Annotated in this window: 23 protein-coding genes; 17 read left to right on the top strand and 6 right to left on the bottom strand. The window is 73.4% G+C overall.

Features of this window, described 5'->3' with window-relative positions; all coding sequences use genetic code 11:
* Positions 1-254 precede the first annotated feature (254 nt).
* Positions 255-1,100 carry a sigma-70 family RNA polymerase sigma factor gene (locus E8D34_RS12815; protein ID WP_136595024.1) on the bottom strand — a complete coding sequence of 282 codons (846 nt, stop codon included), beginning with the start codon at positions 1,098-1,100 and terminating at the stop codon, positions 255-257.
* 298 nt (positions 1,101-1,398) lie between these two features.
* Between E8D34_RS12815 and flgN the strand changes: the two genes are divergently transcribed.
* The 10 genes from flgN to E8D34_RS12765 all read left to right on the top strand — a co-directional run bounded on the left by flgN (position 1,399) and on the right by E8D34_RS12765 (position 11,859).
* A complete protein-coding gene (flgN, locus tag E8D34_RS12810) occupies positions 1,399-1,878 on the top strand; it encodes a flagellar protein FlgN (RefSeq protein WP_136595023.1) in 480 nt (159 codons plus the stop codon).
* Complete coding sequence (flgK, locus tag E8D34_RS12805; protein WP_136595022.1) at positions 1,878-3,209, top strand: flagellar hook-associated protein FlgK; 1,332 nt, start codon at positions 1,878-1,880, stop codon at positions 3,207-3,209. The genes flgN and flgK overlap by 1 nt, the downstream gene beginning before the upstream one ends.
* 43 nt (positions 3,210-3,252) lie before the next feature.
* Positions 3,253-4,140, top strand: coding sequence for a flagellar hook-associated protein FlgL (gene flgL, locus E8D34_RS12800; RefSeq protein WP_136595021.1), 888 nt, complete (start codon positions 3,253-3,255; stop codon positions 4,138-4,140).
* Positions 4,141-4,165: 25 nt separating this feature from the next.
* Positions 4,166-4,561, top strand: coding sequence for a flagellar assembly protein FliW (locus E8D34_RS12795; protein ID WP_240771328.1), 396 nt, complete (start codon positions 4,166-4,168; stop codon positions 4,559-4,561).
* Positions 4,562-4,648: 87 nt separating this feature from the next.
* A complete protein-coding gene (csrA, locus tag E8D34_RS21560; RefSeq protein ID WP_136595019.1) occupies positions 4,649-4,900 on the top strand; it encodes a carbon storage regulator CsrA in 252 nt (83 codons plus the stop codon).
* Between the two features lie 264 nt (positions 4,901-5,164).
* Entirely contained in the window at positions 5,165-7,540 is a 2,376-nt protein-coding gene (locus E8D34_RS12785) for a chemotaxis protein CheA (RefSeq protein ID WP_136595018.1), read from the top strand.
* Positions 7,537-8,031: a chemotaxis protein CheW gene (locus E8D34_RS12780; RefSeq protein ID WP_136595017.1), complete on the top strand. Its 495-nt coding sequence runs from the start codon at positions 7,537-7,539 to the stop codon at positions 8,029-8,031. The genes E8D34_RS12785 and E8D34_RS12780 overlap by 4 nt, the downstream gene beginning before the upstream one ends.
* Positions 8,032-8,084: 53 nt before the next feature.
* Complete coding sequence (locus E8D34_RS12775) at positions 8,085-9,716, top strand: methyl-accepting chemotaxis protein (protein ID WP_168929427.1); 1,632 nt, start codon at positions 8,085-8,087, stop codon at positions 9,714-9,716.
* A 122-nt stretch (positions 9,717-9,838) separates the two neighbouring features.
* The gene (locus E8D34_RS12770; protein ID WP_136595015.1) at positions 9,839-11,002 is read left to right on the top strand and encodes a chemotaxis response regulator protein-glutamate methylesterase; all 1,164 of its coding nucleotides are present in this window, start codon (positions 9,839-9,841) and stop codon (positions 11,000-11,002) included.
* Entirely contained in the window at positions 10,999-11,859 is an 861-nt protein-coding gene (locus tag E8D34_RS12765) for a protein-glutamate O-methyltransferase CheR (RefSeq protein WP_136595014.1), read from the top strand. The genes E8D34_RS12770 and E8D34_RS12765 overlap by 4 nt, the downstream gene beginning before the upstream one ends.
* Positions 11,860-12,032: 173 nt before the next feature.
* Here E8D34_RS12765 and E8D34_RS12760 read toward each other — a convergent pair whose 3' ends face one another.
* From E8D34_RS12760 to E8D34_RS12750, 3 genes are all read right to left on the bottom strand, one after another.
* Positions 12,033-12,809, bottom strand: a complete 777-nt coding sequence (locus E8D34_RS12760) for a response regulator transcription factor (protein ID WP_136595013.1) — start codon at positions 12,807-12,809, stop codon at positions 12,033-12,035.
* An 88-nt stretch (positions 12,810-12,897) separates the two neighbouring features.
* A complete protein-coding gene (locus E8D34_RS12755; protein WP_136595012.1) occupies positions 12,898-13,341 on the bottom strand; it encodes a hypothetical protein in 444 nt (147 codons plus the stop codon).
* Positions 13,342-13,487: 146 nt separating this feature from the next.
* Positions 13,488-15,368 (bottom strand): phospholipid carrier-dependent glycosyltransferase, encoded by a 1,881-nt coding sequence (locus E8D34_RS12750; RefSeq protein WP_240771326.1) that lies wholly within the window; start codon positions 15,366-15,368, stop codon positions 13,488-13,490.
* Between the two features lie 66 nt (positions 15,369-15,434).
* Between E8D34_RS12750 and rsmI the strand changes: the two genes are divergently transcribed.
* From rsmI to E8D34_RS12735, 3 genes are read left to right on the top strand one after another with little or no spacing between them, the layout of a single operon-like run.
* A complete protein-coding gene (gene rsmI, locus E8D34_RS12745; RefSeq protein WP_136595042.1) occupies positions 15,435-16,316 on the top strand; it encodes a 16S rRNA (cytidine(1402)-2'-O)-methyltransferase in 882 nt (293 codons plus the stop codon).
* Positions 16,303-17,160 carry an alpha/beta fold hydrolase gene (locus tag E8D34_RS12740; RefSeq protein WP_240771325.1) on the top strand — a complete coding sequence of 286 codons (858 nt, stop codon included), beginning with the start codon at positions 16,303-16,305 and terminating at the stop codon, positions 17,158-17,160. Before rsmI ends, E8D34_RS12740 begins: the two co-directional genes overlap by 14 nt.
* 1 nt (position 17,161) lies before the next feature.
* The gene (locus E8D34_RS12735) at positions 17,162-18,025 is read left to right on the top strand and encodes a TatD family hydrolase (RefSeq protein WP_136595041.1); all 864 of its coding nucleotides are present in this window, start codon (positions 17,162-17,164) and stop codon (positions 18,023-18,025) included.
* A 67-nt stretch (positions 18,026-18,092) separates the two neighbouring features.
* Here the strand turns inward: E8D34_RS12735 and E8D34_RS20790 are convergent, their stop codons facing one another.
* Complete coding sequence (locus tag E8D34_RS20790) at positions 18,093-19,829, bottom strand: hypothetical protein (protein ID WP_168929426.1); 1,737 nt, start codon at positions 19,827-19,829, stop codon at positions 18,093-18,095.
* Between the two features lie 413 nt (positions 19,830-20,242).
* Here E8D34_RS20790 and E8D34_RS21555 point away from each other — a divergent pair, with 413 nt between their 5' ends.
* From E8D34_RS21555 to E8D34_RS12710, 4 genes are all read left to right on the top strand, one after another.
* Positions 20,243-21,430, top strand: a complete 1,188-nt coding sequence (locus E8D34_RS21555) for a resuscitation-promoting factor (protein WP_276606597.1) — start codon at positions 20,243-20,245, stop codon at positions 21,428-21,430.
* Positions 21,431-21,589: 159 nt separating this feature from the next.
* A complete protein-coding gene (gene rsmA / locus E8D34_RS12720; protein WP_136595009.1) occupies positions 21,590-22,510 on the top strand; it encodes a 16S rRNA (adenine(1518)-N(6)/adenine(1519)-N(6))-dimethyltransferase RsmA in 921 nt (306 codons plus the stop codon).
* Positions 22,507-23,424: a 4-(cytidine 5'-diphospho)-2-C-methyl-D-erythritol kinase gene (locus E8D34_RS12715; protein ID WP_136595008.1), complete on the top strand. Its 918-nt coding sequence runs from the start codon at positions 22,507-22,509 to the stop codon at positions 23,422-23,424. The genes rsmA and E8D34_RS12715 overlap by 4 nt, the downstream gene beginning before the upstream one ends.
* 48 nt (positions 23,425-23,472) lie before the next feature.
* A complete protein-coding gene (locus E8D34_RS12710; RefSeq protein ID WP_136595007.1) occupies positions 23,473-25,323 on the top strand; it encodes an ABC-F family ATP-binding cassette domain-containing protein in 1,851 nt (616 codons plus the stop codon).
* Positions 25,324-25,716: 393 nt separating this feature from the next.
* Here the strand turns inward: E8D34_RS12710 and E8D34_RS12705 are convergent, their stop codons facing one another.
* Positions 25,717-26,205 carry a MarR family transcriptional regulator gene (locus tag E8D34_RS12705; protein ID WP_136595006.1) on the bottom strand — a complete coding sequence of 163 codons (489 nt, stop codon included), beginning with the start codon at positions 26,203-26,205 and terminating at the stop codon, positions 25,717-25,719.
* Positions 26,206-26,207: the final 2 nt, after the last annotated feature.

Raw genomic sequence — 26,207 nt, 5'->3', positions numbered from 1 at the left:
GGTACGCGTTCATCGACTCGATGTTCTGGTTGATGCGAAGACCCATGGTGTTCCCTCCTGGATGCGACAGGTCTGGTGCCGAGGGGAGTCCCTCCCTGGACTCCCGTCACCTCCCCTGATCGTCCGGGCGCGGTCGCCCTTGAGCATTCGACGCCCTTCGCGGGCCCGGAACGCCGCTCGGGGCGCCCCCGCTGTCGCGGAGGCGCCCCGAGTCGGACGACGGCTTCTGGTGCTGGCTGGTGCGCGAGCGGCGCCTAGCCGGCGGCGTTGAGGCGAACCGGCATGCTGCGCCGCAGCCCCTCCGCGTGGCGGGAGGCCACGGCGGCGAAGTAGGCCTCGCGGCGCCGGTTGGCGACGCCGCCGGCCTTGCCGACCGGCTGCACCAGGGCCGGGTCGAGTGCGTGGTTGAGGCCGTCCTTGAGCAGGGCCAGCGCCTCCGCGCGCATCTGGGAGATCCGGGAGTCGGTGACGCCGAGCTCGGCGGCGATCTCGGCCATCGGCCGCTCCGCGAAGAAGTAGTCCTCGACCACCTTGCGCAGGCGCTCGGGCAGCTCGGCGATCGCCTCGCGCAGGTAGGTGAGGCGCTCGGCGTGCTCGTACACGTCCTCGGGCGAGGGCTCGGTGTGCGGCACCAGCTCCTCGATCGTGGTGGTGGCCGACCCCTGCAGCGAGAGGACCTGGGCGCGGGCGACGTCGTCGTCGTTGGCGGCCACCTCGTCCACCGTCATCCCGGCGGTCTGGGCCACCTCCTCCGTGGTGGGCGTGCGGCCGAGCGCGCCGGCCAGCGCGGCGCGGGTCTCGGCGAGGTCGCGGGCCCGGCGTCGTACCGAGCGCGACGCCCAGTCGATCGAGCGGAGCTCGTCGAGGATCGCGCCGCGGACCCGGGTCGCGGCGTAGCGGTCGAAGGGGACCGCGCGGGTGGCGTCGTAGGCCTGCGCGGCCAGGACGAGGGCAGTGAGTCCGGCCGAGGTGAGGTCGTCACGGCTCACGTGCGAGGGGACACGCCCCATGGTCTCGCGGACGATGTGCCCGACGAGCGGCATGTGAGAGGTGATGAGCTCTTCCGCATCGCTGCGGTGGCCCTGGGGGGAAGCCGTCATGCCGGCAACAGTGGTGACGCCTGGGACCCCCACGCCGGGAATCCGGGCGAACCGGGGCCTGAAAAACACTAAGACGGGACTGCGGTCCCGGGGGGTCCCAGGAGGCTCTGGTCATTGCGGGCCAGGAGGGGGTCATAACGGGTGGTCAGCCCCCGGTGTCCGATCGGTGAGGCGCCCCGAGAACGAGGACCTCGCGCGAACCGCTCAGATCCTTGCACGGGCGGGCGATTCATCTCCACAAGGAGTGGCGCGGCGGTTGGCCGTGGCTCCCGAAGCATGCGAGACGGAGGAACCCCCGGTGGACGAGCTGTCGCAGATCCTGTGGCGCGAACGTGAGCTCCTGGAGCACCTGGCCTACAAGCTCGAGGTGGAGCGCCTGCTGCTCAGCACCGGGCGGACCCAGTGGCTGCCCAAGGCCACCCGCGAGATCGAGGACCTGCTGGCGACGATCCGGGAGACCGAGGTGCTGCGCGCCGCGGTCGCCGACGACGTCGCCGCCCGGCTCGGGTTGGGCCCGAACCCGTCCCTGGTGGCCCTCGCCGAGGCCGCCGACGAGCCCTGGCCCGCGATCCTCGCCGACCACCGCGACGCGCTGGTCAGCATCGCCCGTGAGATCGCCGAGGTCTCCGAGGACGCCAAGGGGCTGCTCACCGCCGGCTACCGCTCGGCCCGCGAGACGCTGTTGGCCATCGGCGGCGGCGCGACCGAGAGCTACACCCACGACGGCGCCGCGGTGACCGACGCCCGCCGCAGCCACCTGCTGGACCGGAGCCTCTGATGGTCGGCTCGTTCGGCTCCCTCTCCACCGCGCTCTCCGCGCTGCGCTACCAGCAGTCGGCGCTGGAGGTGGCGAACAACAACATCGCCAACTCCACCACCACCGGCTACGCCCGCCGGACCATCGTCGGCAGCGCGCAGTCCACCTCCCAGGTGGCCATGTGGTCGCGCTACACCGGCCACGGCGACGGCGTCGCCGTCTCCGACGTACGCCGGATGGTCGATCCGCTGCTCGACGCCCGGATGCGTCGCGAGCACTCCGCGCTCTCCAACCTGCAGACCCAGGCGACCGTGCTGGCCCGGATCGAGGAGGGCATCGGCGAGCCCGGCGAGAACGGCGTCGCGGCCGCGCTCGACACGTTCACCCAGTCCTGGCAGGACCTGGCCACCAACCCCGGCGGCGACGCGGCGCGCCAGCAGGTGCTCGGCAGCGCCGCGGCGCTGGCCCAGGCGCTGCAGGCGCAGTACGGCAACATCGCCGGCGAGGAGGCCGACCAGCAGGTCCGCCTGGCCACCGCGGTCGACGAGGTCAACAGCGTCGCCAGGGACCTGGCCGGGCTGAACCACACGATCCTGGTGGGCGCCGCGAACGGCACCGACGTCGGCGACCTGAGGGACCAGCGCGACCAGCTCGCGCTGCGACTGGCCGACCTGGCCGGCGCGACCACCACGGTGGAGGCCGACGGCCAGTTCACGGTCCGGATCGGCACCACCGACCTGGTCGTCGGGCGCACGGCGTCGGCGATCGGCGCCAGCCCGCTGCCGGCCGGCGTCTCCGGTGAGATCGGCGGCATCAACACGCTGCTCACCGTCACGCTGCCCAGCTACCGGGCGGGCCTCGACAACGTCGCGACGTCGCTGGCGGACGCTGTCAACGCCGCGCACGCCAACGGCGTCGACAGGACCGGCGCCCAGGGCGGCGACTTCTTCAGCTACGACCCCGCGAGCCCGGCCGCCACCCTGGCCGTCGCGATCACCGACATCGCCGGCATCGCCGCGGCGGGCATCTCGACCCTCGGCTCCGCGACGCTGGACGGCAGCAACGCCGACGCGATCTCCGGCGTGATGACGGCGGCCAGCGACGCCTACCAGAACCTGGTCAACACCTTCGGCACGCACGTCGCCTCGGTCAATCGGCAGGTCGCCAACCAGGAGGCGCTGACCGGTTCGCTGGACGCCGCCTGGGAGTCCCAGGCGGGCGTCAACCTCGACGAGGAGACGGTGAACCTGCTCTCCGCGCAGCGCGCCTACGAGGCCGCGGCCCGGATGATGACCACCCTCGACGAGGTGCTGGACACCCTGATCAACCGCACGGGCGTGGTCGGCCGATGAGTCGACCGAGCCGCCACCTCCACCGCACGGCAGGAGCCCACCGATGAGCCTCGGGCGCGTCACCCAGCGCATGCTGAACCGCAACGGCCTGGAGTCGGTGCAGACCGGCCTGACCAGGTTGGGCAAGGTGCAGGAGCAGCTGACCACCGGCCGGATCCTCAACCGGCCCTCGGACAGCCCGTCCGACACCACCGCGGCGATGCGGATCCGCGCCTCGCTGGCCGACCAGACGCAGTACTCCCGCAACGCCCAGGACGGGCTCGGGTGGATGGAGCAGGTCGACAGCACCCTGGACACCGTGACCAACGCCCTCAGCCGGGCGCGGGAGCTGGCCTCGCAGGCGGTCTCCGGTGCGGTCGGCCAGGCCTCGCGCGACGCGCTCGCCCAGGAGATCGACGGCATCCGGGCGAACATGATCACCCTGGCGAACGCGACGTACCTCGATCGCCCCGTCTTCGGTGGCATCACCGCCGGCGGGGTGGCGTACGACGACACGGGCACCTACGTGGGTGCTGCCGGCGAGGTGACCCGCCGCGTCGCGGACGGGGTCACGCTGCGGGTCGACGTCGACGGCGTCGCGGTCTTCGGCAGCGGCGCGGGCTCGGTCTTCGACGAGCTCGGCTCGCTGGCGACCGCCCTGCGCGCCGGCGACATCGCCTCCGTGCAGGGTGCGGGCGACAGCCTGAAGACGCGGGTCGACACGGTCGTCTCCGCCCGTACCGCGGCCGGCGTCTCCTACCAGCGGCTGCAGCGGGCCGACACGGCCGCCGGCAACGCCGAGCTCTCGCTGACCTCGCGGCTGAGCACGCTGGAGAACACCGACCTGGCCAAGGCGACCATGGACCTCGAGCTCCAGGAGGTGGCCTACCAGGCGTCGCTGGCCGCCACCGCCCGCGTGATGCAGCCCAGCCTGCTCGACTTCATCCGCTGATCGGGCCGATGACACAATGACGGCCATGGCGCTCACCGAGGAGATCCCGGTCATCGAGCTGGCCCACCCGCTCCCGGGATTCCCCGACGACCACCGGTTCGCGCTGGTCCGCCTGGACGAGACCGGCATGCTCTTCGGGTTCCACTCCCTCGACCACGACAGCCCGCAGTTCGTCGTGGTCCCGCCGCACGCGTTCTTCCCGGACTACGAGCCCGAGGTGAGCGACGACGTGGTGGCCGACCTGGGCATCGTCGACGCCGGCGACGCGATGGTGCTGCTGATGGTCCGTGCCGGCGCGAGCCTGGCCGAGACCACCGTGAACCTGCGCGCGCCGCTGGTGGTCAACGCAGCCACCCGGCGGGCGACCCAGGTGATCCTCGACGACGCCGACCTGCCGCTCGCGGCACCGCTGGTCGGCTGAGGAGGTCTCGAGATGGTTGTCGTGGCGACTACCGCCAACCTCGGAGGCGGGCGCACCCGACCCGCCGGTAACCGATAGCCTCCCCGCATGCTGGTCCTGTCCCGTCGCGTCGGAGAGAGCGTCGTCATCGGTGACGACGTGACCCTCACCGTGCTCGAGGTGCGCGGCGACGTGGTCCGGATCGGCATCGACGCCCCGCGCTCCGTGCGGATCAACCGGGCCGAGCTGGTCCAGGAGGTTGCCGAGGCCAACGCCGACGCGGCCTCCCCGTCGCCGGCCGCCGTGGCGTCCCTGACCTCGCTCGCCGAGGCGCTCAAGAACCGCCCCGCCGGTTCCTGACCGCCGAGCCGGGGGTTGCGCCCCGCCGAGCCGGGGGTTGCGCCCCGCCGAGCCGTGGGTTGGGCGCCGCTGAGTGGTGGGTTGCGGGCTCCGGTCGGGCCGACGGTCCCACCGTCAGGTGCCACTCGGCCCTGGCCCGTGCCCAGGGGCTGCCGCGTGCGCCCGACCCGCCCTTCGGCGGAGTCGCCCGCACGCTCAATTCCGTCCCACGCCGCTCAGAAGTCACACGACGCGGCCGATGAAGTGTCACGAAACGGAGGGCCCATGGACGACGACGCCGAGATCATCGCCGAGTTCCTTGTCGAGTCTTACGAGAACCTCGACCAACTCGATCGCGACCTGGTCGAGCTCGAGCAGCAGCCGGACTCCCGGGCACTGCTCTCCAGCATTTTCCGCACGATCCACACGATCAAGGGCACCAGCGGCTTCCTGGCGTTCGATCGGCTGGAGAGGCTGACGCACGTCGGGGAGACCCTGCTGGCCCGGCTGCGCGACGGCGAGCGGACGATGAACCCGCCGATCGCCGAGGCGCTGCTGACCATGGTCGACGTCACCCGCGCCTTGCTCGGCTCCATCGAGCGGACCGGCCGCGACGCGGATCCGGCGGTGGACGTGGCGCCGGTGGTCGCGGTCATCGAGGCGCTGCTCGCCGGCGAGGCCGTCGAGCCCGACGCCACCGAGCCCGACGCCACCGAGCCCGACGTCGCCGAGCCTGATGTCGCCGAGCCTGATGTCGCTGACCCCGAGGTCGCCGCTGCCGTGACCGCAGAGCCGGTGGTCGCCGAGCCTGCCGTCACCGAGCCTGCCGTCGCCGAGCCTGCCGTCGCCGAGCCCGCGGCCGCCGAGCCCGCGCCGGCGGCGCCGGCCGCGGCGCCGGAGGAGGATCGCGACCGCCGTACCGTCGCGGACTCCTCGATCCGCGTCGACGTCGACCTGCTGGACAACCTCGTCGACCTGGTCGGCGAGCTGGTGCTCACCCGCAACCAGATCCTGCAGGGCGCCGGCGCCGGCCAGGAGGCCGAGCTGGCCCGGGCCAGCCAGCGGCTGAACCTGGTGGCCAGCGAGCTCCAGGAAGCCGTGATGCGCACCCGCATGCAGCCGATCGGCCAGGTCTGGTCGAAGATGCCGCGGATCGTCCGGGACCTCTCCCACCAGCTGGGCCGGGACGTCGAGCTGGTCATGGAGGGCCGCGACACCGAGCTGGACCGGAGCCTGCTGGAGGCGCTGAGCGGTCCGCTCACCCACCTCGTGCGCAACTCGCTCGACCACGGCATCGAGCCGCCGGCGGCTCGCCTCGCCGCGGGCAAGCCCGCCCGGGGCACGCTGCTGTTGCGCGCCTCGCACGAGTCCGGCCAGGTGATCGTCGAGATCACCGACGACGGCAAGGGCATGGACCCCGAGCGGATCGGCGCGGTCGCCGTCGAGCGCGGCGTGATCACCCGGGACCAGCTCGCGAGCATGGACACCCGCGACGTGCTCGGGCTGATCTTCCGCCCCGGCTTCTCCACCGCGACCGAGGTCACCAACGTCTCCGGCCGCGGCGTCGGCATGGACGTGGTCCGCACCAACATCGAGCGGATCGGCGGCAGCGTCGACCTCGACAGCGAGGTGGGCCGCGGCACCACCGTGCGGGTCCGGATCCCGCTCACGCTGGCGATCATCCCGGCGCTCGTCGTCGAGGAGGACGGCGAGCGGTACGCCATCCCGCAGGCCAACCTGGTCGAGCTGGTCCGGCTCGAGGGGGAGGACCTCCGGCGCGACGTCGAGGTCCTCGCCGGTACGCCGGTCCTGCGCCTGCGCGGCGACCTGCTGCCGCTGGTCTCGCTCGCCGGGGCGCTCGAGCTGTCCACGGCGGAGGACCCCTCGACGGCCGAGACCATCACCGTGGTGGTGGTCCAGGCCGACGCGCTGCGGTTCGGGCTGACGGTGGCGCAGGTGCACGACACCCAGGAGATCGTGGTCAAGCCGATCGGCCGCCAGCTGAAGTCGATCCCCGTCTACGCGGGGGCGACGATCCTCGGCGACGGTCGGGTCTCCCTGATCCTCGACGTCGCGGGCCTGGCCCGGGACAGCAACGTGGAGAAGACGCACCGCCAGGTGGAGACCGAGCGCCGCAGCGAGGAGGAGGTCACGCCGATCCTGGTGCTCCAGGTCGGGCAGGGGCAGCGGGCCGCCATCCCGCTGGCCGACGTGGCCCGGCTCGAGGAGATCGACGCGAGCCGCATCGAGTACTCCGGAGCCAGCGAGGTCGCCCAGTACCGCGGCGGCATCCTGCCGCTGCTGCGGCTGGCGCCGATGCTCGGCTTCCTCGACCCCGCCGCGGGCGCCGAGGAGTCTGTCACCGTCATCGTGCACGAGCACGCCGGCGGCCTGGTCGGGCTCGTCGTCGGACGGGTGGTCGACGTCGCCGACGTGGCGTTGGACCCCAGCCCGGTCGGGGCGCGCCCCGGCGTGGTCGGCACGGTCGTGGTCCACGACAAGGTCACCGACCTGATCGACCTCGACGCCGTGCTGCGGACCTGCCTCGGGGACGTCGCCGCCGGCGGTACCGCCGTCGACGACTTCACCGACCTGCTCGAGCTGACCCACGGCCTCGACGGTGACCTCGACGGTCACCTCCTGAACGGAGCCACGCGATGAGTGAGACCACCACGCTGCCGCGCGCGGCGGCGCAGCACTGCACCTTCTGGGTCGACGGCCTGCACTTCGGGATCGACGTCCAGCACGTGCAGGAGGTGCTCCGCCAGCACCAGGTCACGGTGGTGCCGCGCGCCGCCGAGGCGGTCCGCGGCGTGATCAACCTGCGCGGTCAGATCGTGACCGCGCTGGACCTGCGCAGCCGTCTGCGGTTGCCCGGCCCGACCGCCGACGGAGCGGACGGTGCCGAGGCCGGCGCGGAGGCGCCGGTGCCTGCCATGAACGTCGTGGTCCGCAGCCGCGGCGAGGTGGTGAGCCTCGTCGTCGACGACATCGGCGACGTGATCAGCACCGGGGACCTGCCCCTCGAGCCCGCGCCGGCGACGCTCGCGGCCAGCGTCCGCGACGTACTCCACGGGGTGGTCTCGCTCGAGGAGTCGATCCTCCTCGTCCTCGATCCGCACCTCGCGGCCGACGTGAGCGGTGCAGCGTGACGACGCTGACGCCCGTCCGGTCGACCCCCACCGAGCAGATGAAGGAAAGCCCCGTGTCCCAGCCTCAGCCCCAGCGTCAGCGCCCCCTGAACGTCCTGGCCAACAGGTCCGTCGGCGCCAAGATCTTCACCATCGTCGGCATCGCGTCCCTCGCCGGCGTCATCCTGGTCGGGCTCGCCATCTTCAACCTCAAGCAGGCCTCCGACCGGGCGCACCAGCTCTCCGACGTGAGCGTGGTGGCCACCAACCGCCTCGCGATCGTCCACGAGCAGGAGCTGCACGCCCGGCTGCGGATGGCCGAGCACGTGATCGCGGCGCCGGAGCAGCGTCCCGAGCTCGAGGCCGACATGGCCGCCGACGAGGCGGACATCCAGAAGGCCTGGGCGGAGTACAAGGCCGTGACCGAGACGACGGCCGAGTCGCGCGCCGCCATCAAGGCCTTCGAGGAGGGCTGGGCGGAGTACGTCGACGTCCGCGACAACGTGCTGATCCCGGCGTCCAACGCCGGCACCGCGGCCGCGGCGAAGCGCGGCACGGCCGCCTACCTGCGGATGACGCAGGAGATCCTGCCGCCGGCCGCCTCCGCGCTCGACGCGCTGGAGGCCTACGAGGTCGAGGTCGCGCAGACCACGGCCGACGAGAGCACCGCGGCGATCAACCGAGCGATCGTCACGCTGATCGTGGCGCTGCTGGTCGCGGCCGTCTTCACCATCTGGCTGGCCACGCGGATCGTGCGGATGATCACCGTGCCGCTGCGCTCGGTCTCCGAGGCGGCGACGGGGCTCTCCCAGTTCGACCTCAGCCGGACCTCCCACGCGCCGCACGCCGACGAGGTCGGCCAGATGGCCGAGGCGTTCGAGAGCGCCCGCATGATGTTCCGTACCGCGGTCTCCGACGGCGCGGAGAAGGCGGACGACGTGGCGCGTGCCGCCGCCGACCTGCTGGCCGTCGCCGAGCAGGTCTCGGCCGCCTCGGAGGAGACCGCCGCCCAGTCGCAGGCCGTCTCCGCCGCCGCCGAGCAGGTCTCGGTGAACGTGCAGACCGTCGCGGCCGCCGCCGAGGAGATGGGGGCCTCCATCGCGGGGATCGCCCACAACGCCCAGGAGGCCGCCCGGGTCGGCGCCATCGCCGCCGAGCAGACGGCGGGCGTGCGCACCGCGATCGACAAGCTGGAGAGCGCCTCGACCCAGATCGGGTCCGCGGTCGAGTCGATCAACGCGATCGCCGAGCAGACCAAGCTGCTGGCCCTCAACGCCGCGATCGAGGCGGCGCGTGCCGGTGCCGCCGGCAAGGGCTTCGCCGTCGTGGCCACCGAGGTCAAGGACCTGGCCGGCGAGACCGCCGGGGCGACCACCGACATCGCGACCCGGATCCAGACGATCCAGGCGGAGGTCTCCAACGTCTCGGCGATCATCGGTCAGATCGTCGGCTCGATCAACGAGGTCACGGTCCACCAGTCCGACATCGCCTCGGCCGTGGAGCAGCAGACCGCGACCACCCAGGAGATGACGATGAACATCGCCCAGGCGGCCGCCGGCTCGGCGGAGATCGCCGAGAACGTGGTCACCGTCGCCACCGCCGCGGAGCAGTCCTCCCAGGCGGCCTCGCAGACCCGGACGTCGGCCCAGCACCTCACCTCGGTCGCGTCCGTCATGCAGGAGGGCTACGCCCGCTTCACCCTGTGAGCGACCGACCGTGCCCGGGACGTCCTGCGTGGCGACCCGGGCACGGTCGGCTCCACGCGCCTCGCCCACGTCCTTCCTTCGACGTCCCCGGACGTCCCCGCTCCCACGAGTAGGACCCGCAGATGACCCTCCAGCCGACCAGCGAGCCGATCCGCGTCCTCGTCGTCGACGACTCCGCCCTGATCCGACGCCTGGTCACCGGGATCCTCGAGGAGGAGCCCGGCGTGACGGTCGTCGGCACGGCCCCCAACGGCCGGATCGCGCTCGAGCGCATCGCCCAGCTGAAGCCCGACGTCGTCACGCTCGACATCGAGATGCCCGAGCTCGACGGGATCGCCACCGTCAAGGAGCTGCGTCGCACCGACCGGGCCACGCCCGTGATCATGTTCTCCACGCTCACCGAGCGCGGGGCGGCGGCCACGCTCGACGCCCTGGTCGGCGGTGCGGACGACTACGTCACGAAGCCCTCCGGCGTCTCCTCGCCCGCCGCGGCGAAGGACGTCGTACGGGATCAGCTGGTGTCGAAGGTGACGGCGCTCGGCGGTCGACGCCGGACGCTCGCGCGGCGCCTGCCGGCGGCGGCCGCCGCCGGGGCGCACCCGGCAGCGGCCCGTACGGCGCCGCGGCCCGCGCCGGTGGCCGCCGGACCCGGGGCGGTCGCACCGCCGAGCGTGACGCTCCGTCCGTCGCGTCCGGCCGGTGCCCCGCAGCTGATCGTGGTCGGCGCCTCGACCGGTGGGCCGGCGGCGCTGACCGAGCTGCTGCCGCAGCTGGCGGCCACGTTCCCGGTGCCGATCGCGATCGTGCAGCACATGCCGCCGCTGTTCACCCGCCAGTTCGCCGAGCGCCTGGACCGGATCAGCGGCCTGCGGGTCCGTGAGGCCGGCGACGGGGAGGCGCTGCTGCCCGGTGACGTGCTCGTCGCGCCGGGGGACCGCCACCTGCAGGTGGTGCGCGACGGCAGCCGGCTGGTGACCCGCTTCAACGACGGTCCACCGGAGAACTACTGCCGCCCGGCGGTGGACGTGCTGTTCCGGTCCGCGGCCGCCGCGCTCGGCCGTGCCGTGCACGGGCTGGTGCTGACCGGGATGGGGTCGGACGGGCGCGAGGGCGCCCGCGCCATCGTCGAGGCCGGAGGAGACGTGGCGGTCCAGGACGCCGCCACGTCGGTGGTCTGGGGAATGCCCGGCGCCGTCGCCACGGCCGGCCTCGCCTCGGCGGCCCTGCCGCTCAGCGCCGTGGCGGCCCACCTGCAGGAACGTGCCCACCGAAGGCGGCTCGCATGACGCTCTCTGCCCAGGCCTACGAGTTCGTCGCGGGCGTCGCGAAGGCCGGCTCGGGGCTCGCCCTGCAGCCCTCGAAGGAGTACCTGATCGAGTCCCGGCTGGCCCCGCTGGCGCGGGCCGCGGGGGCCCCGGACGTCAACGCCTGGGTGCTGGACGTCCGCCGGGCGGCGATGGCCGCGCCGGGCGCGGGCGCGCCCCTGGACCGGGGCCTCGGAGCTCGCAAGGCGATCATCGAGGCGCTCACCACCAACGAGACCTCCTGGATGCGCGACACCGCGCCGTTCACGGAGTTCATCCGGTCGGTGCTCCCGGTGATCGCGCGGGAGAACAGCGCGACCCGCCGGATCAGGATCTGGTCGGCGGCGTGCTCGACGGGCCAGGAGCCCTACTCGCTGGCGATGCTGCTCACCGACTGGAAGCGGGCCAACCCGACCTACAGCTACCGGATCCAGGCCACCGACATCGACTCCACGGTGCTGGCCACGGCCCGCGCCGGGCGGTTCAGCACGCTGGAGATGAACCGTGGCCTGCCCGCCCAGCACCTGAGCGCGCACTTCACCCGCGAGGGCGCCGCCTGGCAGCTCTCGGAGGCGATCCGGCAGCAGGTGATGTTCGCCGAGCACAACCTCGTCACCCAGCCGACCCCGCCCGGCCCGTTCGACGTCATCTTCTGCCGCAACGTGCTGATCTACTTCGACCTCGACACGAAGCGCGAGGTGCTCGCCAAGCTGCGCGGCGCGCTGCGCCCGGGCGGCTACCTCTACCTCGGCGCTGCCGAGACCGCCCTGGGCATCGACCCCGTGCTGGAGCGCGTCCAGCTGGGTCGTACGACGGTCTACCGGCGCCCCGCCCTCTGAGCGATCCGCGAGTGGGTCGTCGGCCCCGCCCGAGTCGGTCGCAAGCCCCGGCCGAGTCCGCCCCAAGCCCCGGCCGAGTCCGCAGAAAGCGACACCGCCCGGTCGCGGGGTGCGACTCGGGCGGTGCGGGTGACTGACTCGGCCGGTGCTGTCGACCGACTCGCGAGGAGGGGTCAGAGAGCGCGCTGGGCGACCGCTGCGGTGCGCGGCGCGTCCTGCGGGTGGCCCATCCGCGCGACGCGGCTGCCGTGGCCGACCGGGACGGCCGGTGCGGGCGCCGAGGACGGGCCGCCGGCGAGCGGGCCGGCGTCCTGGATGCGGACGGCGAGCAGTGCCGCCTGGGTGCGGTGCTCCAGGCCGAGGCGGGAGAGCAGGCCGGTGACGTGGTTCTTCACCGTCTTCTCGGCGAGGAAGAGCTTCTCGGCGATCTGGCGGTTGGTCAGACCCTCGGCGATCAGGAAGAAGATCCGCCGCTGCTGCGGGGTGAGCTCGCAGATGATGTCCAGCGACTTGCGCTGCATCTCCATCTGCTCGACCACGCGGGCCGCGACCGAGGGATCGATCAGGGAGTGGCCGCCGGCCACCAGGCGCACGCCGCTGACCAGCGAGGCGCCTTCGATCCGCTTGAGCACGTAGCCCGACGCGCCGGCCAGGATCGCCGAGGAGATGGCGTCCGGGTCGTCGTGCGTGGTCAGGATCATGCCGCGGATGTTCGGGTCGACCGCACGCATCTCGCGGCAGACGTCGATCCCGCTGCCGTCGGAGAGCTGGGCGTCGAGGATGACCACGTCGGGGCGGAGGTCCAGGATCTCGGGGAGCGCGATCCCGGCGCTGCCGGTCTGCCCGACCACCTCGATGCCCTCGGCCTCGGACAGCACGCTGTGGATGCCACGGCGGACGATCTCGTGGTCGTCGACGAGGTAGACACGAATGGGGAGCACTTCGGGCATGGTTGAAGTGTCCCCTAGCGCCGACGCTAGCCCGCCGGTTTTCGGGACATCAGTGGTCGTTCGACCTGTAACGCATCACCCAAATTGACTAGATCTGGCCCACCGAACGGGCTACGCCGTCGGTGGCGGGGGTGGCAGCGTACTCCCGGTAGGCGGCGGCCAGGCCCTGTTCGCTACGACGCAGCGCGGCCAGCAGGTGGGCGACGTCCCGGGTGGTGAAGCCGCCCGCGGGGCGCTCGCGGACCGGGTTCAGCCACTGGGCTGCCTCGCCGCTGGTGACCCGGGTGCCCAGCTCGATCCGGTACACGGTGTCGGTCAGCGTGAAGTCGATGTCGGCCACGATGCCGGTGAAGTGCGTGCGGGTGGCGGGGTCGTGCACCAGCACGTGCTCGCCGAGGTCCAGGCCACGGGGCAGGCCGGCGTCGGTGTGGCTGATGCCGACCGACCGGCTGCGCTGCGTGAACGGGGTCAGGGTGGCCTCGATCTGGAGGATCGGTTCGGCCACCTCGTGCTGCTGCTCGTTCTGGTTCATCGACGCTTCCCCTGAGTCTCCCCGGCCCCGGATTCTCCGGCGCCCCTCACGCTGGTCAACGTGTCCGATCGACGCAGAGTTACTGGGTACAAGGTCCCTAATTCGAGGTACGACCGGTGCAGGGGGGCGAGCGCTCGATCCAAGCGCTAGATCCAGCGGGAGAACCAGATCCGGTCCAGCCACTCCCGGTTCGTCAGCAGACCGTTGGTCCAGATGGGCCAGAACCAGGCGAAGTTGACCATCACCAGCACCACGAACGCGCCGCTGACGATCACGCCGACGGTACGCCGGGCCGACGGCAGCCGGGAGGGGCCGATCAGCGCCCCGATCGTCAGGGTCAGCGCGATCACCACGAACGGCAGGATCGCGACGGCGTAGAACAGGAAGATAGGTCGGTCGTCGTACATCATCCAGGGCAGCCAGGTCGACAGCGTTCCGACGACCGCGACCCCGAAGCGCCAGTCGCGGGTGCCCAGCCAGGCGACCACGCTGAACAGCAGTGCCAGGCAGCCGCCCCACCACAGCACCGGGTTGCCGAGCAGGATCTCCTGGCGGATGCAGTCGCTGCCGGCGGGGGCGGTGCAGCCCTGGTCGCCCGGCTGGATGTCGTTGTCGACCGCGACGCCGACCGGGCGGTTCAGCAGGAGCCACCCCGACGGCTTGGACTGGTAGAAGTGCGTGGAGCAGTTCAGGAAGTGCGTGTGGAACGTGTACACGTCCTGGTGGTAGTACCAGAGCGAGCGCAGCGACTGCCATGCCTCACCGAGGCCCCGAGCGTCCGGCTCGCCGGCGGTCGGCCACTTCTTGTCGGGGTCCAGGTCGGTGGCGACGAAGGAGTCGTCGTCCTCGGCGCAGTGGCCCTGGCCGGTGTACTGCCGGTACTGCGTGGAGCTCAGGTGCTCCTCGTACTCCCCGGCGTGGGCCAGCCAGCCGCCCCAGGTCGCGATGTAGACCAGTACGCCGACCACCACGAGGTGGAAGAACGCGGGGATCCCGTCGGCGACGGCCCCCTTCAGCACGGGCAGCCGGATGCCGAGGCTGCGCCGGGCGCCCGCGCTCCAGAACCAGCAGAGCAGGCCGAACGCGGCCAGCGGGTAGGCCGCGGTCCACTTGGTGCCCATCGCCAGGCCGAAGCAGACGCCGGCGGCCAGCAGCCATGGCCGGAACAGCACCCGCGGGCCCCAGCCGCCGGGACGCTGCGCCAGCGCGATCGGCTCGGGCCGGTCCCCGGTCGCCCCGGCGTCCTCGAGTCGCCGGCCCAGCCGGCGTTCGTGTCGGGCCAGTAGTCGGGCCCGGTGCCAGTCGCGATCCGCCACCAGGCAGGCGACCGCCATCAGCAGGAACAGCGCCAGGAAGATGTCCAGCAGTGCCAGCCGCGAGAGGACGAACTGGAGTCCGTCCAGCATCAGCAGTACGCCGGCGACGCAGCCGAGCAGCGTCGAGCCGGTCAGTCGGCGGACCAGTCTGACCATCACCAGCACCATCAGGGCGCCGGCGACCGCGGAGGCGATCCGCCATCCGAACGGGTCCATCCCGAAGGCCTTCTCGCCGAGCGCGATCATCCACTTGCCGACGTCGGGGTGCACGGCCAGGGAGGGGTCGCCGGTCCACACGCCCTGGGTGTTCCCGGCGAGGATGTCGGCGTCGATCTCGGTCTTGGGGTTGCCGTCGACGTCGGTCAGGTAGGTCTGGATGTAGCCGTTGTTGAGCAGCGACCACGCGTCCTTGGCGTAGTAGGTCTCGTCGAAGGCGAAGCGGCGCGGGGTGCCGAGGTGGTAGAGCCGGAGCGCGAAGGCGACCAGCGCGACGCCGAGCGCGGCGATCCAGCCGAGCGCCCGGTCGCCGAGGGGTCGCCGGGTGACCGGGTTGACGAGGCGGACCCGGGCCAGCGGCACCCGCCAGCCGGCGGCGGTCGCGGAGAGGCCGGACATCCGACCGGTCTCCTCGGGCCAGCCGCCCCCGTCGGAGCGGCGCTTCCTCGGCCCCCGCTTCGGTCGCTTGGCGGGCGGGTCGTCGACGACGGTCACAGTGGGGAACCCTACGGCTCCGCGGCGACGGATGGGATGATCTGACAGGTGACCTCCCCATCGTCCGTGGCCGCTGGCCGCGATTCCCAGGGTTCTGAGGCCTCCGGCGGCTCCGCGGGCGTCCTGGTCCTGGCCGGCACCCCGATCGGGCACGTCCCGGACGCGCCGGCGCGCCTGGCCGCCGAGCTGGCCGGCGCGGACGTCGTGGCCGCCGAGGACACCCGCCGGCTGCGCCGCCTGACCACCGAGCTCGGCGTCGAGCTCTCCGGGCGTGTCGTCTCCTACTTCGAGGGCAACGAGCAGGCGCGTACGCCGGCACTGGTCGAGGCGCTGGAGGCCGGCGAGCGGGTCGTCCTGGTCACCGACGCCGGGATGCCGAGCGTCTCCGACCCCGGCTACCGGCTGGTGGCGGCCGCGGTCGAGGCGGGGATCCGGGTGACCGCGGTGCCCGGGCCGTCCGCGGTGCTCACGGCGCTGGCCGTCTCGGGCCTGCCCGTGGACCGGTTCTGCTTCGAGGGCTTCCTGCCGCGCAAGGCCGGGGAGCGCGGGCGCCGCCTCGCCGACCTGGCGACCGAGCCGCGCACGATGGTCTTCTTCGAGGCGCCGCACCGCACCGAGGCGGCGTTGGCTGCGATGGCCGAGGGTCTCGGCGCGGATCGGCCGGCGGCCGTGTGTCGGGAGCTGACCAAGACCCACGAGGAGGTACGCCGCGGCCCGCTCGGCGAGCTCGCGGAGTGGGCCGCCGACGGCGTCCGCGGCGAGGTGACGATCGTCGTCGCCGGTGCCCCGCCGGCGGCTGCGCTCGACGCCGACCCCGACAGCCTCCGGGCGGCTGTCGCCGCACTCGAGGCCGACGGGATGCGGCGCAAGGAGGCGATCGCCGCGGTCGCCGTCCGTGCCGGTCTGCCCAAGCGCGAGGTCTACCAGGTGGTGCATGTCGATGGCTGAGGAGCTCGAGGGACACGTGACGACGGTGACCAACGACGGGCTGACGCTGGGGGTGCTCGACGAGGGCCCGCGCGGCGGCGAGCCGATCGTGCTGCTGCACGGGTTCCCGGAGCGGGCCACGTCCTGGCGGCTCGTCGCGCCGCTCCTGCACCAGGAGGGCTACCGCACGCTGGCGCTGGACCAGCGCGGCTACGCCCCCGGCGCTCGTCCGCCGCGGCGTCGTGACTACCGGTTGCCCCTGCTCGCCGGCGACGTGGTCGCCCTGATCGAGCAGGCGGTCGGTCCGGAGGGCCACGCCCACCTGGTCGGCCACGACTGGGGCGGCGCCGCGGCGTGGACGACCGCCGCGCTGCACCCGGACCGGGTGCGCACCCTGACCGTCTTCTCCGCCCCGCACCCTCGCGCGTTCGTGGCCGCCGCCGCGCGCTCCCCGCAGCTGCTGCGCTCGTGGTACATGGGCCTGTTCCAGGTCCCCCGGCTGGTGGAGCTGCTCGCCGGCCGCGGCGCCCTCGAACAGAGCCTGCGCAGGCTCGGGATGACCGCCGCCGAGGTCGCCGTCGTCCGTCGCGAGATCGTCGAGGATGGCGCGCTGCCGACAGCGCTGAACTGGTACCGAGCGCTGCCCCTCACCCGTCCGGGTGGCGCCGGGGACCGCGTCGTCGTGCCGACGACGATGGTCTGGAGCGACGGCGACACCGCCGTCGATCGGTGGGGCCCGGAGCACTCCGGTGAGTACGTCGACGCCGACTTCGAGTACGTCGAGCTGGCCGGCGTCAGCCACTGGATCCCGACGCAGGCGCCGGAGGCGTGCGCCGAGGCGATCCTGGAGCGGGTCCGTGGCTGAGGTGGGCGTGCGGGACCAGCGTGCGGCCGAGCGTCCGCCGGCTCCGGAGCCGCTGCCGCATCCGGTGGTCGACAACCACTGCCACCTCGACATCGTGCGAGACGCGGGCCCGGACGGCGAGGTGCCCGATCCACGGCAGGCGATCGACGCCGCCGCGGCGGTCGGCGTCACCCGGATCGTCCAGATCGGCTGCGACCTGCGCGGGGCCCGGTGGGCGGTCGCGGCGGCGGGGGAGCATCCCGAGCTGGTCGCCGGCGTGGCGCTGCACCCGAACGAGGCGCCGCGCCTGGTCGCCGACGGCACCTTCGAGGCCGCCTGGGCGGAGATCGAGGAGCTGGCGGCGGCGGACGCGGTCCGCGCCGTCGGGGAGACCGGCCTGGACGCGTTCCGCACCGGCGAGGAGGGGCGGGTGGCGCAGGTCGAGTCGTTCGCGCGCCACATCGACCTGGCCAAGCGGCTCGGCAAGACGCTGGTGATCCACGACCGCGACACGCACCGGGAGGTGCTCGACGTCCTCGACGCCGAGGGGACCCCCGAGCGCTGGGTGATGCACTGCTTCTCCGGCGACGCCGCGTTCGCCCGCGAGTGCCTGGACCGCGGCGCCCACCTGTCGTTCGCCGGCACCATCACGTTCAAGAACGCCGAGCCCCAGCGCGAGGCGCTCCGGCTGGCGCCGAGCGACCGGATCCTCGTGGAGACCGACGCGCCCTACCTCACCCCGAGCCCCCACCGCGGGCGCAGCAACGCGCCGTACCTGGTGCCGCTGACGATGCGGCGGATGGCCGAGGAGCGCGGTGCTGACCTCGCGGAGCTGTGCGCCGCGGTCGAGGCGAACACCTTCGCGGCCTTCGGCGGCGCCTGGTAGGTCGTCGGTACGTCGCCCGGCGGGCCGGCGGGCGACGTACCGGCGGGCCGCCCGCCGAGGCTGCCGATCAGCGCACGTCGAGGCGCAGCCGCAGCCGGCCGCGCACCGACAGGTCCTGGATCCGGCTGTCGCGGGTGAGCGACCGCAGGCGGTCGGGGCCACGCAGCGATCCGTCGAGCCGGACCACGTCGTCGCGGACGTCGTCGGCGAGCGCGGTGGCCAGGGAGCGCACCGTGTGCCGACCCCACAGGTCGGGCGACCCGGTGCTCTCGCCGCCGAGCAGGCGGAGCCTGGTCGAGGTGTCGCGGAAGGCCCTCGGCACGCGGACCACGAACCGCACGGTGGCCGAGCGCTCGCCCGCGGCCAGGTCGACGCGCAGGCGGAGCCGGGTGCCGGCCCGGACGGTGGCGGTCCCGCCGGTCACGTTGAGCCAGCGTCCCGCCCGCCGCTGCTCGACGCGGAGGAGCCGGTAGGGGCGCGACTCGTCGCTGACGTCCGTGACGCTGGTCGCCGAGGCGATGGCGACGCCCGGGATCTCGGTCAGCAGGTAGAGCAGGTCGGCCAGCGGGTAGCCGCCGTCGTACGCGATGTCGCTCGTGGAGCGGAACCGGTCGGCGTACCGAAGGGTGAACGGCCCGCCGTCGGGGCGCGTCCCCCGGATCGTCCAGGCCTGCGTCTCCGAGCCGGGGCCGTAGCGGTCCAGCACCGCCTCGTGGTTGCCGATCGCGGCGTAGAAGGCGACGGCGGCCAGCGCGCCCTGCCCGTAGACGTGGCTGGTGCCGACCCGGTGGGTGGAGCCGTAGGTCAGGTCGGAGACCACCCGGGCCGCGGGCGGCACCGGGCCCAGCTCGCCGGCGATGCCCAGCAGCCGGTCCTGGTCGATGGTGCCGCCCAGGTCACCGAGGTTGGTCACCTTGAAGGGATAGCCGAGCGGGTCGTCCTGGATGGTGAGCGTGTCCGCGGCCGCGAGTCCCAGCGCGGTGGGCCCGGCACCGTCGATCCAGTGCCCGAAGCCGACCACGCGTCCGGCGCACACGCTGGTCGCCGTGCCGACGCTGTAGGCGGTGACGTCCCCGCCGGACAGCACCGCGGCCAGGCTGCCGCCGGCGACGACCGTGCCGATCGGCGCCGCGGCACCGGCGCCACCGGTCCCGCCGCCCCGGACGTCGGTCGGGAGGTACGGCCGGCGCGGCGCGGGGGTGAGTCGCCTCGGGCTGACGCCGGTGACCGTCACGGGCGTCGGCAGTCGTCGGAAGCCCTCGGCCGCCTGCGCCCGGGTCGCCTCGCCGGTGGCCGCGATCCGCCGCGCGGTGGTCGCGTCGACGCGGATCCGGGTGGGGGTGCTGGTCGGGCCGAGGTAGCGCTGCATGGCCTCGAACGGGGTCAGCCCGACGATCGTCGACCCGCCGTAGCCCAGTCCCCAGGAGACGGCGCCGACCAGACGGCCGTCCGCCGCGTAGGCCGGGGAGCCCGACATGCCCTCCCAGACCCCGCCGGCACGCGCCAGTGCCGGCGAGTCGAGGTCGGCCATCACCAGGTCGCGGCCCGGGCCGAGTGCGTCGTGCAGCACGCCGAGAACGGTGCCGGTGAAGGGCTCGGGCGTGGTGCCGCGGGCCACCGTGAGGCCGTGCAGCACGTCGTCGACCTGCAGGTCGACGGTGGGGAACGGTACGGCGCAGTCGCCCGGCGGCGCGGCGGCCCGGGCAGGGGCGACGCCGCCGCCGGTAGTCGCCAGCGCGACGCCGAGGCTGAGACCGGCACCGGCTGCCGCCAGTCGGGTCAGGGATGCGCGAGGTGTGGACATGTGAGCTCCCGAGAGTGCCGGCGCGAGCGAGGTGCACGCGTCTGTCTAGACGTCCTTGACCCGTTATCGGTTGCCGCGCCGCGGAGTCGGAAACTTCCCCAATAGTGACCAAATTTGGGGTCATTCGGGCAGGCCACGGGCCCCCGAACGGTCGCGACACGCCGGTTGTCGAGGTGCCCAGGGTTTGCATTTCGGTGCTTGCTCTTGTTCGCATGGACCGCGAAGGCCGGGATCGGGAGCGATTTCGGACCAGCACCGCGGGCCCAACGGAGCGCCCCGGAGCACCTTGGTGCGACGCTGTCGCCGCCGTACGTATGGGGTACGGCGGAGCAGCGTCGCGGGTCGCAGCCCAGAGCGCGACGCGAGGGGTGGCTGGTCGCCCGAGGCCCGGGGAGTCCGACGTCTGGAGAACCGTGACTGCCGCACGCAGCACCCTCAGCACCACCCGCGCGGCGATCAGCCGCACCACCCGACGCCTGACCCGCAGCCGCACCGCGCTCGTCGCGACCTCCACGGTCGCCGCGCTCGCCGTCGCCGGCACCGCGCTCGGCTACCAGTCCCTCGAGAACACGGTCACCCTCTCCGTCGACGGCGAGACCCACCAGGTCTCCGTCATGGGCGACACCGTGGGCGACGTGCTCGCCGCCGAGGGCATCGAGCTCACCTCGCACGACGTGGTCCAGCCGGACCCCGAGGAGAGCATCTCCGACGGCAGCCGGATCTCCATCCTCTACGGCAAGCCGCTCGAGCTGACCGTCGACGGCAGGACGACCACCCACTGGGTGACCGCCACCGACGTCCAGGGCGCGTTCGCCCAGATCGGCTCGATGTACCACGACGCCCGGCTCTCCACCAGCCGCAGCCTGGAGCTCGATCGCGACGGCGCCGAGATCGAGGTCGTGACCCCCAAGAAGCTCACGCTGGCCATCGCCGGCAAGAAGCCGGTGACCCGTGAGGTCACCGCGCTCACCGTCCGCGACGTGCTGGACCGGCTCGACGTCGACGTCGACAAGAACGACATCGTCAAGCCCGGACTGGGCGCGAAGCTCTCCGACGGCGACCGGCTCACGTTCACCGACATCGAGGTGCGCAAGAAGCGTGTCGAGGGCGAGGCGATCAGCATGCCCACGGTCACCCGGGAGGACCCCGACGAGCTCGAGGGCACCGAGACCGTGGTCCGTGAGGGCAGCGCCGGCGCGCGGAACGCGACGTACCGCCTGGTGCTGCGCAACGGCGAGGTCGTGAAGCGGACGCTGGTCAGCCACCAGGTCACCGACGCCCCGGTCGCGCGGATCGTCAGCGTCGGCACCAAGGAGCCCGAGCTCGAGCCGGCGCCGGCGGCGAACTTCGCCGGCGGCAACACCGTCTGGGACAGCCTCGCCCAGTGCGAGTCCGGCGGGAACTGGGCCATCAACACCGGCAACGGCTACTACGGTGGCCTCCAGTTCAACCTGGGCACCTGGCAGGCGTACGGCGGCACCGGACTGCCCAGCCAGAACTCCCGCGAGACGCAGATCGCGGTCGCGGAGCGGCTGCGCGCGGCCTCCGGCGGCTACGGCGCCTGGCCGCACTGCTCGGCCCAGCTCGGTCTGCCCCGCTGACCGTCGCTGGTTGAGGTGCGAGGCGCCCCGGCGCCGAGGCCGCAACCGAGTCACCCGCGAGTCGGCAGGAACTGACCGCTCGCCCGCGAGTCGGCAGGAGCTTCCTGCCGACTCGCGGCGCTTTTCGCAGGTCGCGCCGCGCGCCCTAGTCTGGTGGACATGTCCGACCACCCCGCCCCGCGGCTCCTCGGCCCGGCGGAGGTGCGGGAGCTGGCCGCGAGCTTCGACATCCGGCCCACCAAGCAGCGCGGGCAGAACTTCGTGATCGACGCCAACACGGTGCGCCGGATCGTGCGCGAGTCCGGCGTCGAGGCCGGCGAGACGGTGCTCGAGGTCGGTCCCGGCCTCGGGTCGCTCACCCTCGCCCTGCTCGAGGTCGGCGCCGACGTGACCGCGATCGAGATCGACCCGGCGCTGGCGGAGGCGCTGCCCGGCACCATCGCCCGGTTCGCCCCGGGGACCGTCGACCGGTTCCGGGTGGTCCACGCCGACGCGCTGCGGGTCACTGAGGTGCCCGGACCGGCGCCCACCGCGCTGGTCGCCAACCTGCCCTACAACGTCTCGGTGCCGGTGCTGCTGCACCTGATGGCGCTGCTGCCCAGCCTGCGCCACGGCCTGGTGATGGTGCAGTCGGAGGTCGCCGACCGGCTCGCCGCGAAGCCCGGCTCCAAGACCTACGGCGTGCCGTCGGCCAAGGCCGCCTGGTTCGCCGAGGTACGTCGTGCCGGCGCGATCGGCCGCAACGTCTTCTGGCCCGCGCCCAACGTCGACTCCGGGCTGGTCGCCTGGACCCACCGCGAGCCGCCCACCACCCGGGTCTCCCGCGAGGAGGTCTTCGCCGTCATCGACGCCGCCTTCGCCCAGCGCCGCAAGGCGCTGCGCGGTGCCCTGCGCACGCTCGCCGGCTCCGCCGACGCCGCGGGATCCGCGCTCGCCGCCGCCGGCGTGGACCCCATGGCGCGGGGCGAGGCGCTCGACATCCACGCCTTCGTGGCGATCGCCGAGGCGCTCGCGGCGCAGGCGGACAGCCACGCGGACGGCCACGCCGACGGCCAGGCCGACGGCCCGGTGGGCGCATGACGGCCGCCGCGCTGCCGCCGTCGCCGGGCGTGACCGTCCGCGCCCCGGCGAAGGTCAACCTGCACCTCGGCGTCGGCGCACCGCGTCCCGACGGCCTCCACCCGCTGGCCACGGTCTACCAGGCCGTCGGCCTCTACGACGACGTCACCGTGTGCGACGCCCCCGAGTGGCGCGTCGAGCTCGTCGAGCCCGACCCGTCGGTCCCGCTGGACGACGGCAACATCGCACTGCGCGCCGGGCGCGCCCTGGTCGAGCACCACGGCCTCGACCTCGCCGCCGAGATCCGGATCGACAAGGGGATCCCGGTCGCCGGCGGCATGGCCGGCGGCTCGGCCGACGCCGCGGCCACGCTCGTCGCGCTCGACCGGCTGTGGGGGCTCGACACCAGCGACACCGACCTGCTGCGGATCGCCGCTGAGCTGGGCAGCGACGTCCCGTTCGCGCTGATCGGCGGCACCGCGATGGGCACCGGCCGCGGCGAGCTGGTCGAGCCGCTCGCGGACGCCACCGACCTCTGGTGGGTGGTGGTGCTCTCCGACGACGGGCTGAGCACGCCCGCCGCCTACCGCCACTTCGACGAGCTGCACCCCGACGCGCCGAGCGAGCCGCCGCACCCCGACGCGCTGGTCGCGGCGCTGGCGGCGGGTGACGTCGCCGCCGTCGCCGACCGGCTCGAGAACGACCTGTGGGCCGCGGCCCGCGACCTGCGCCCCGACCTGGTCGAGGTCGAGGCCGACCTGCGCTCCATGGACCCGCTCGCGGTGCTGCTGTCGGGCTCCGGTCCGACGCTGCTGATGCTGTTCGGCGACGTCGACGCGGCCCGCGCGGCCCTCGCCGACGTGACGGCGCTGGGGCACCGCGCCAGCATCGCGCCCGGACCGGTCGCCGGCGCGCACGTCGTCCACTACGGATAGCCGATCCACCACCCGCCAGCCCCCGAAGAGTCAGTACGGACAGCCCTGATGAGCAACCTGATCAACCTCGAGCGCGTCTCCAAGGCGTTCGGCGTACGACCTCTGCTGACCGACGTCTCCCTCGGCGTCGGGGCGGGGGAGCGGATCGGCATCGTCGGCCGCAACGGCGACGGCAAGTCGACGCTGCTGCGGGTGATGACCGGGCAGGAGGAGCCCGACGAGGGTCGGGTCTCGCGGCAGCGCGGGCTGCTGGTCGGCTACCTGCGCCAGAGCGACGACTTCGACGACGACCACACCGTGCGCGAGGTGGTGCTGGGCGGGCGCTCGGACCACGAGTGGGCCGCCGACCACCGGCTGCGCGAGATCGTCGAGGTGCTGCTGGCCGGCGTCGAGCTGGACCGCGCCGTCGCCGGGCTGTCGGGCGGCGAGCGCCGCCGCTGCGCCCTGGCCGGCCTGCTGCTCGGCGAGCACGACCTGATCATCCTCGACGAGCCGACCAACCACCTGGACGTGGAGGCGGTCGCCTGGCTGGCCGACCACCTGGCGAACCGGCCCTCCGCGCTGGTGGTGGTGACCCACGACCGGTGGTTCCTGGACGCGGTCTGCCAGCAGACCTGGGAGGTCCACGACGGGGTCATCGACTCCTACGAGGGCGGCTACGCGGCGTTCGTGCTCGCCAAGGCCGAGCGCCAGCGCCAGGCCGCCGCCTCGGAGGTACGCCGCCAGAACCTGGTCCGCAAGGAGCTGGCCTGGCTGCGCCGCGGCGCCCCGGCGCGGACCTCGAAGCCGAAGTTCCGGATCGACGCCGCCAACGCCCTGATCGAGGACGTGCCGCCGCCGCGCGACCGGCTGGAGCTGCAGAGGTTCGCGACCCAGCGGCTGGGCAAGGACGTGGTCGACATCGAGGACGTGGACCTGGCGCGCGGCGAGCGGAAGCTGCTCGACCACGCCACCTGGCGCCTCGGCCCCGGCGACCGGGTCGGCATCGTCGGTGTCAACGGCGCCGGCAAGACCACCCTGCTCTCGCTGCTCTCCGGGGAGCTCGCCCCCGACCACGGCAAGGTCAAGCACGGCCGCACCGTCGCGCTGCAGCACCTCGGCCAGCACGTCGCGTTCGAGGACCCCGAGGCCCGGGTGCTGGCCACCGTCGAGGGCATCCGTCGGGTCACCAGGACCGCCGACGGCGAGATCACGGCGACGTCGATGCTGGAGCGGTTCGGCTTCACCGGCGACAAGCTGACCGCCCGGATCGGCGACCTCTCCGGCGGTGAGCGGCGACGCTTCCAGCTGCTCCGGCTGCTGCTCACCGAGCCGAACGTGCTGCTGCTCGACGAGCCGACCAACGACCTCGACATCGAGACGCTCAACGTCCTCGAGGACTTCCTCGACGGCTGGCCCGGCACCCTGGTCGTGGTCTCCCACGACCGGTACTTCCTGGAGCGGGTCACCGACTCCGTCTGGGCGCTGATGGGTGACGGGCAGGTGGTGATGCTGCCCCGCGGCGTCGAGGAGTACCTGGAGCGTCGGCAGGCCAGCCTCCGGGCGGCCGAGGCCGCCGATGCCGCGGCGGCCGCCGCGGCGCGGAGCGCCGTACCTTCTGCGCCGCCGAGCCCCGCCGCCGTCGCCGCGGCCTCCGCGGCGGTCGGCCACCTCGCTCCCGGGCCGGAGAAGGCGAAGCCGGGCTCCGCCGAGGAGCGGGCCGCGAAGAAGACGCTGGCGCGGCTGGACAAGGTGCTGGCCCGGCTGCACGAGCAGGAGGCCGCGCTCACCGAGCGCCTCGCCGCCGCGGCCACCGACCCCGCCGCCCTGACCGCGATCGGGCAGGAGCTGGCCGCGCTGCAGGAGGAGAAGGAGACGGCCGAGCTGGAGTGGCTCGAGGCCGCCGAGGTCCTGGACTGACGCGCGGGCGCGGGCGCCTGGCAGGGGCGGGCGCCCGCGGCTGGCCTAGCCTGCGTCGTGTGCCTGAGGACCCTCCATACGCGGGTGTAGGGCACACGACCCGTCCCCGCGGCTGGCCTAGCCTGCGTCGTGTGCCTGAGGACCCCGCATACGCGGGTGTGGGGCACACGACCCGTCCCTGCGGCTGGCCTAGCCTGCGTCGTGTGCCTGAGGACCCCACATACGCGGGTGTGGGGCACACGACCCGTCCCTGCGGCTGGCCTAGCCTGCGTCGTGTGCCTGAGGACCCTCCATACGCAGGTGTCAGGCACACGACCCGATGCCGGGTCGTCCCAGCAGCCGCCCGGCCGCCCAGCCGCCGGCCGCCCGGCCGCCGGCCGCCCAGCCGCCCGGTCAGCCCGCGAACGGCGCCAGCAGCTGCCGTAGCAGCCCGGCCAGCGCGGCCCGGTCCTCCTCGGAGACCCCGGTGAGCAGGTCGCGCTCGGCGTCGAGGAGCGCGGCGAACGCGCCGTCGACGGCCGCCTTGCCCTCCGGGGTGAGCCGGACCAGCACGCCCCGCCGGTCGTTGGGGTCCGGACGGCGCTCGACGAGGCCGCGGGTGACCAGTCGGTCCACGCGGTTCGTCATGGTGCCGCTGGTCACCAGCGTCTCCTTGAGCAGCTTCCCGGGGGAGAGCTCGTACGGCGCGCCGGCCCGGCGCAGCGCGGCCAGCACGTCGAACTCCCAGGCCTCGATGCCGTGCGCGGTGAAGGCGGCGCGGCGGGCCCGGTCGACGTGGTGGGCGAGGCGGGAGATCCGGCTGAAGACCTCGATCGGTCCCAGGTCGAGGTCGGATCGCTCGCGTGCCCACGCATCGATCAGCTCGTCGACCTCGTCCCGCATGG

This window comes from Nocardioides sp. GY 10113 (genome assembly GCF_004919105.1).
Classification (GTDB): Bacteria; Actinomycetota; Actinomycetes; order Propionibacteriales; family Nocardioidaceae; genus Nocardioides.
This window is presented reverse-complemented; position numbering and strand designations above follow the sequence as displayed.

Bases quoted from the DNA above. Each gene is read 5' to 3' on its own strand.
- E8D34_RS12815 (WP_136595024.1), bottom strand. From the start codon at position 1,100: ATGACGGCTTCCCCCCAGGGCCACCGCAGCGATGCGGAAGAGCTCATC.
- flgK (WP_136595022.1), top strand. From the start codon at position 1,878: ATGGTCGGCTCGTTCGGCTCCCTCTCCACCGCGCTCTCCGCGCTGCGC.
- flgL (WP_136595021.1), top strand. From the start codon at position 3,253: ATGAGCCTCGGGCGCGTCACCCAGCGCATGCTGAACCGCAACGGCCTG.
- E8D34_RS12795 (WP_240771328.1), top strand. From the start codon at position 4,166: ATGGCGCTCACCGAGGAGATCCCGGTCATCGAGCTGGCCCACCCGCTC.
- csrA (WP_136595019.1), top strand. From the start codon at position 4,649: ATGCTGGTCCTGTCCCGTCGCGTCGGAGAGAGCGTCGTCATCGGTGAC.
- E8D34_RS12785 (WP_136595018.1), top strand. From the start codon at position 5,165: ATGGACGACGACGCCGAGATCATCGCCGAGTTCCTTGTCGAGTCTTAC.
- E8D34_RS12780 (WP_136595017.1), top strand. From the start codon at position 7,537: ATGAGTGAGACCACCACGCTGCCGCGCGCGGCGGCGCAGCACTGCACC.
- E8D34_RS12770 (WP_136595015.1), top strand. From the start codon at position 9,839: ATGACCCTCCAGCCGACCAGCGAGCCGATCCGCGTCCTCGTCGTCGAC.
- E8D34_RS12765 (WP_136595014.1), top strand. From the start codon at position 10,999: ATGACGCTCTCTGCCCAGGCCTACGAGTTCGTCGCGGGCGTCGCGAAG.
- E8D34_RS12760 (WP_136595013.1), bottom strand. From the start codon at position 12,809: ATGCCCGAAGTGCTCCCCATTCGTGTCTACCTCGTCGACGACCACGAG.
- E8D34_RS12755 (WP_136595012.1), bottom strand. From the start codon at position 13,341: ATGAACCAGAACGAGCAGCAGCACGAGGTGGCCGAACCGATCCTCCAG.
- E8D34_RS12740 (WP_240771325.1), top strand. From the start codon at position 16,303: ATGTCGATGGCTGAGGAGCTCGAGGGACACGTGACGACGGTGACCAAC.
- E8D34_RS20790 (WP_168929426.1), bottom strand. From the start codon at position 19,829: ATGTCCACACCTCGCGCATCCCTGACCCGACTGGCGGCAGCCGGTGCC.
- rsmA (WP_136595009.1), top strand. From the start codon at position 21,590: ATGTCCGACCACCCCGCCCCGCGGCTCCTCGGCCCGGCGGAGGTGCGG.
- E8D34_RS12715 (WP_136595008.1), top strand. From the start codon at position 22,507: ATGACGGCCGCCGCGCTGCCGCCGTCGCCGGGCGTGACCGTCCGCGCC.
- E8D34_RS12710 (WP_136595007.1), top strand. From the start codon at position 23,473: ATGAGCAACCTGATCAACCTCGAGCGCGTCTCCAAGGCGTTCGGCGTA.
- E8D34_RS12705 (WP_136595006.1), bottom strand. From the start codon at position 26,205: ATGCGGGACGAGGTCGACGAGCTGATCGATGCGTGGGCACGCGAGCGA.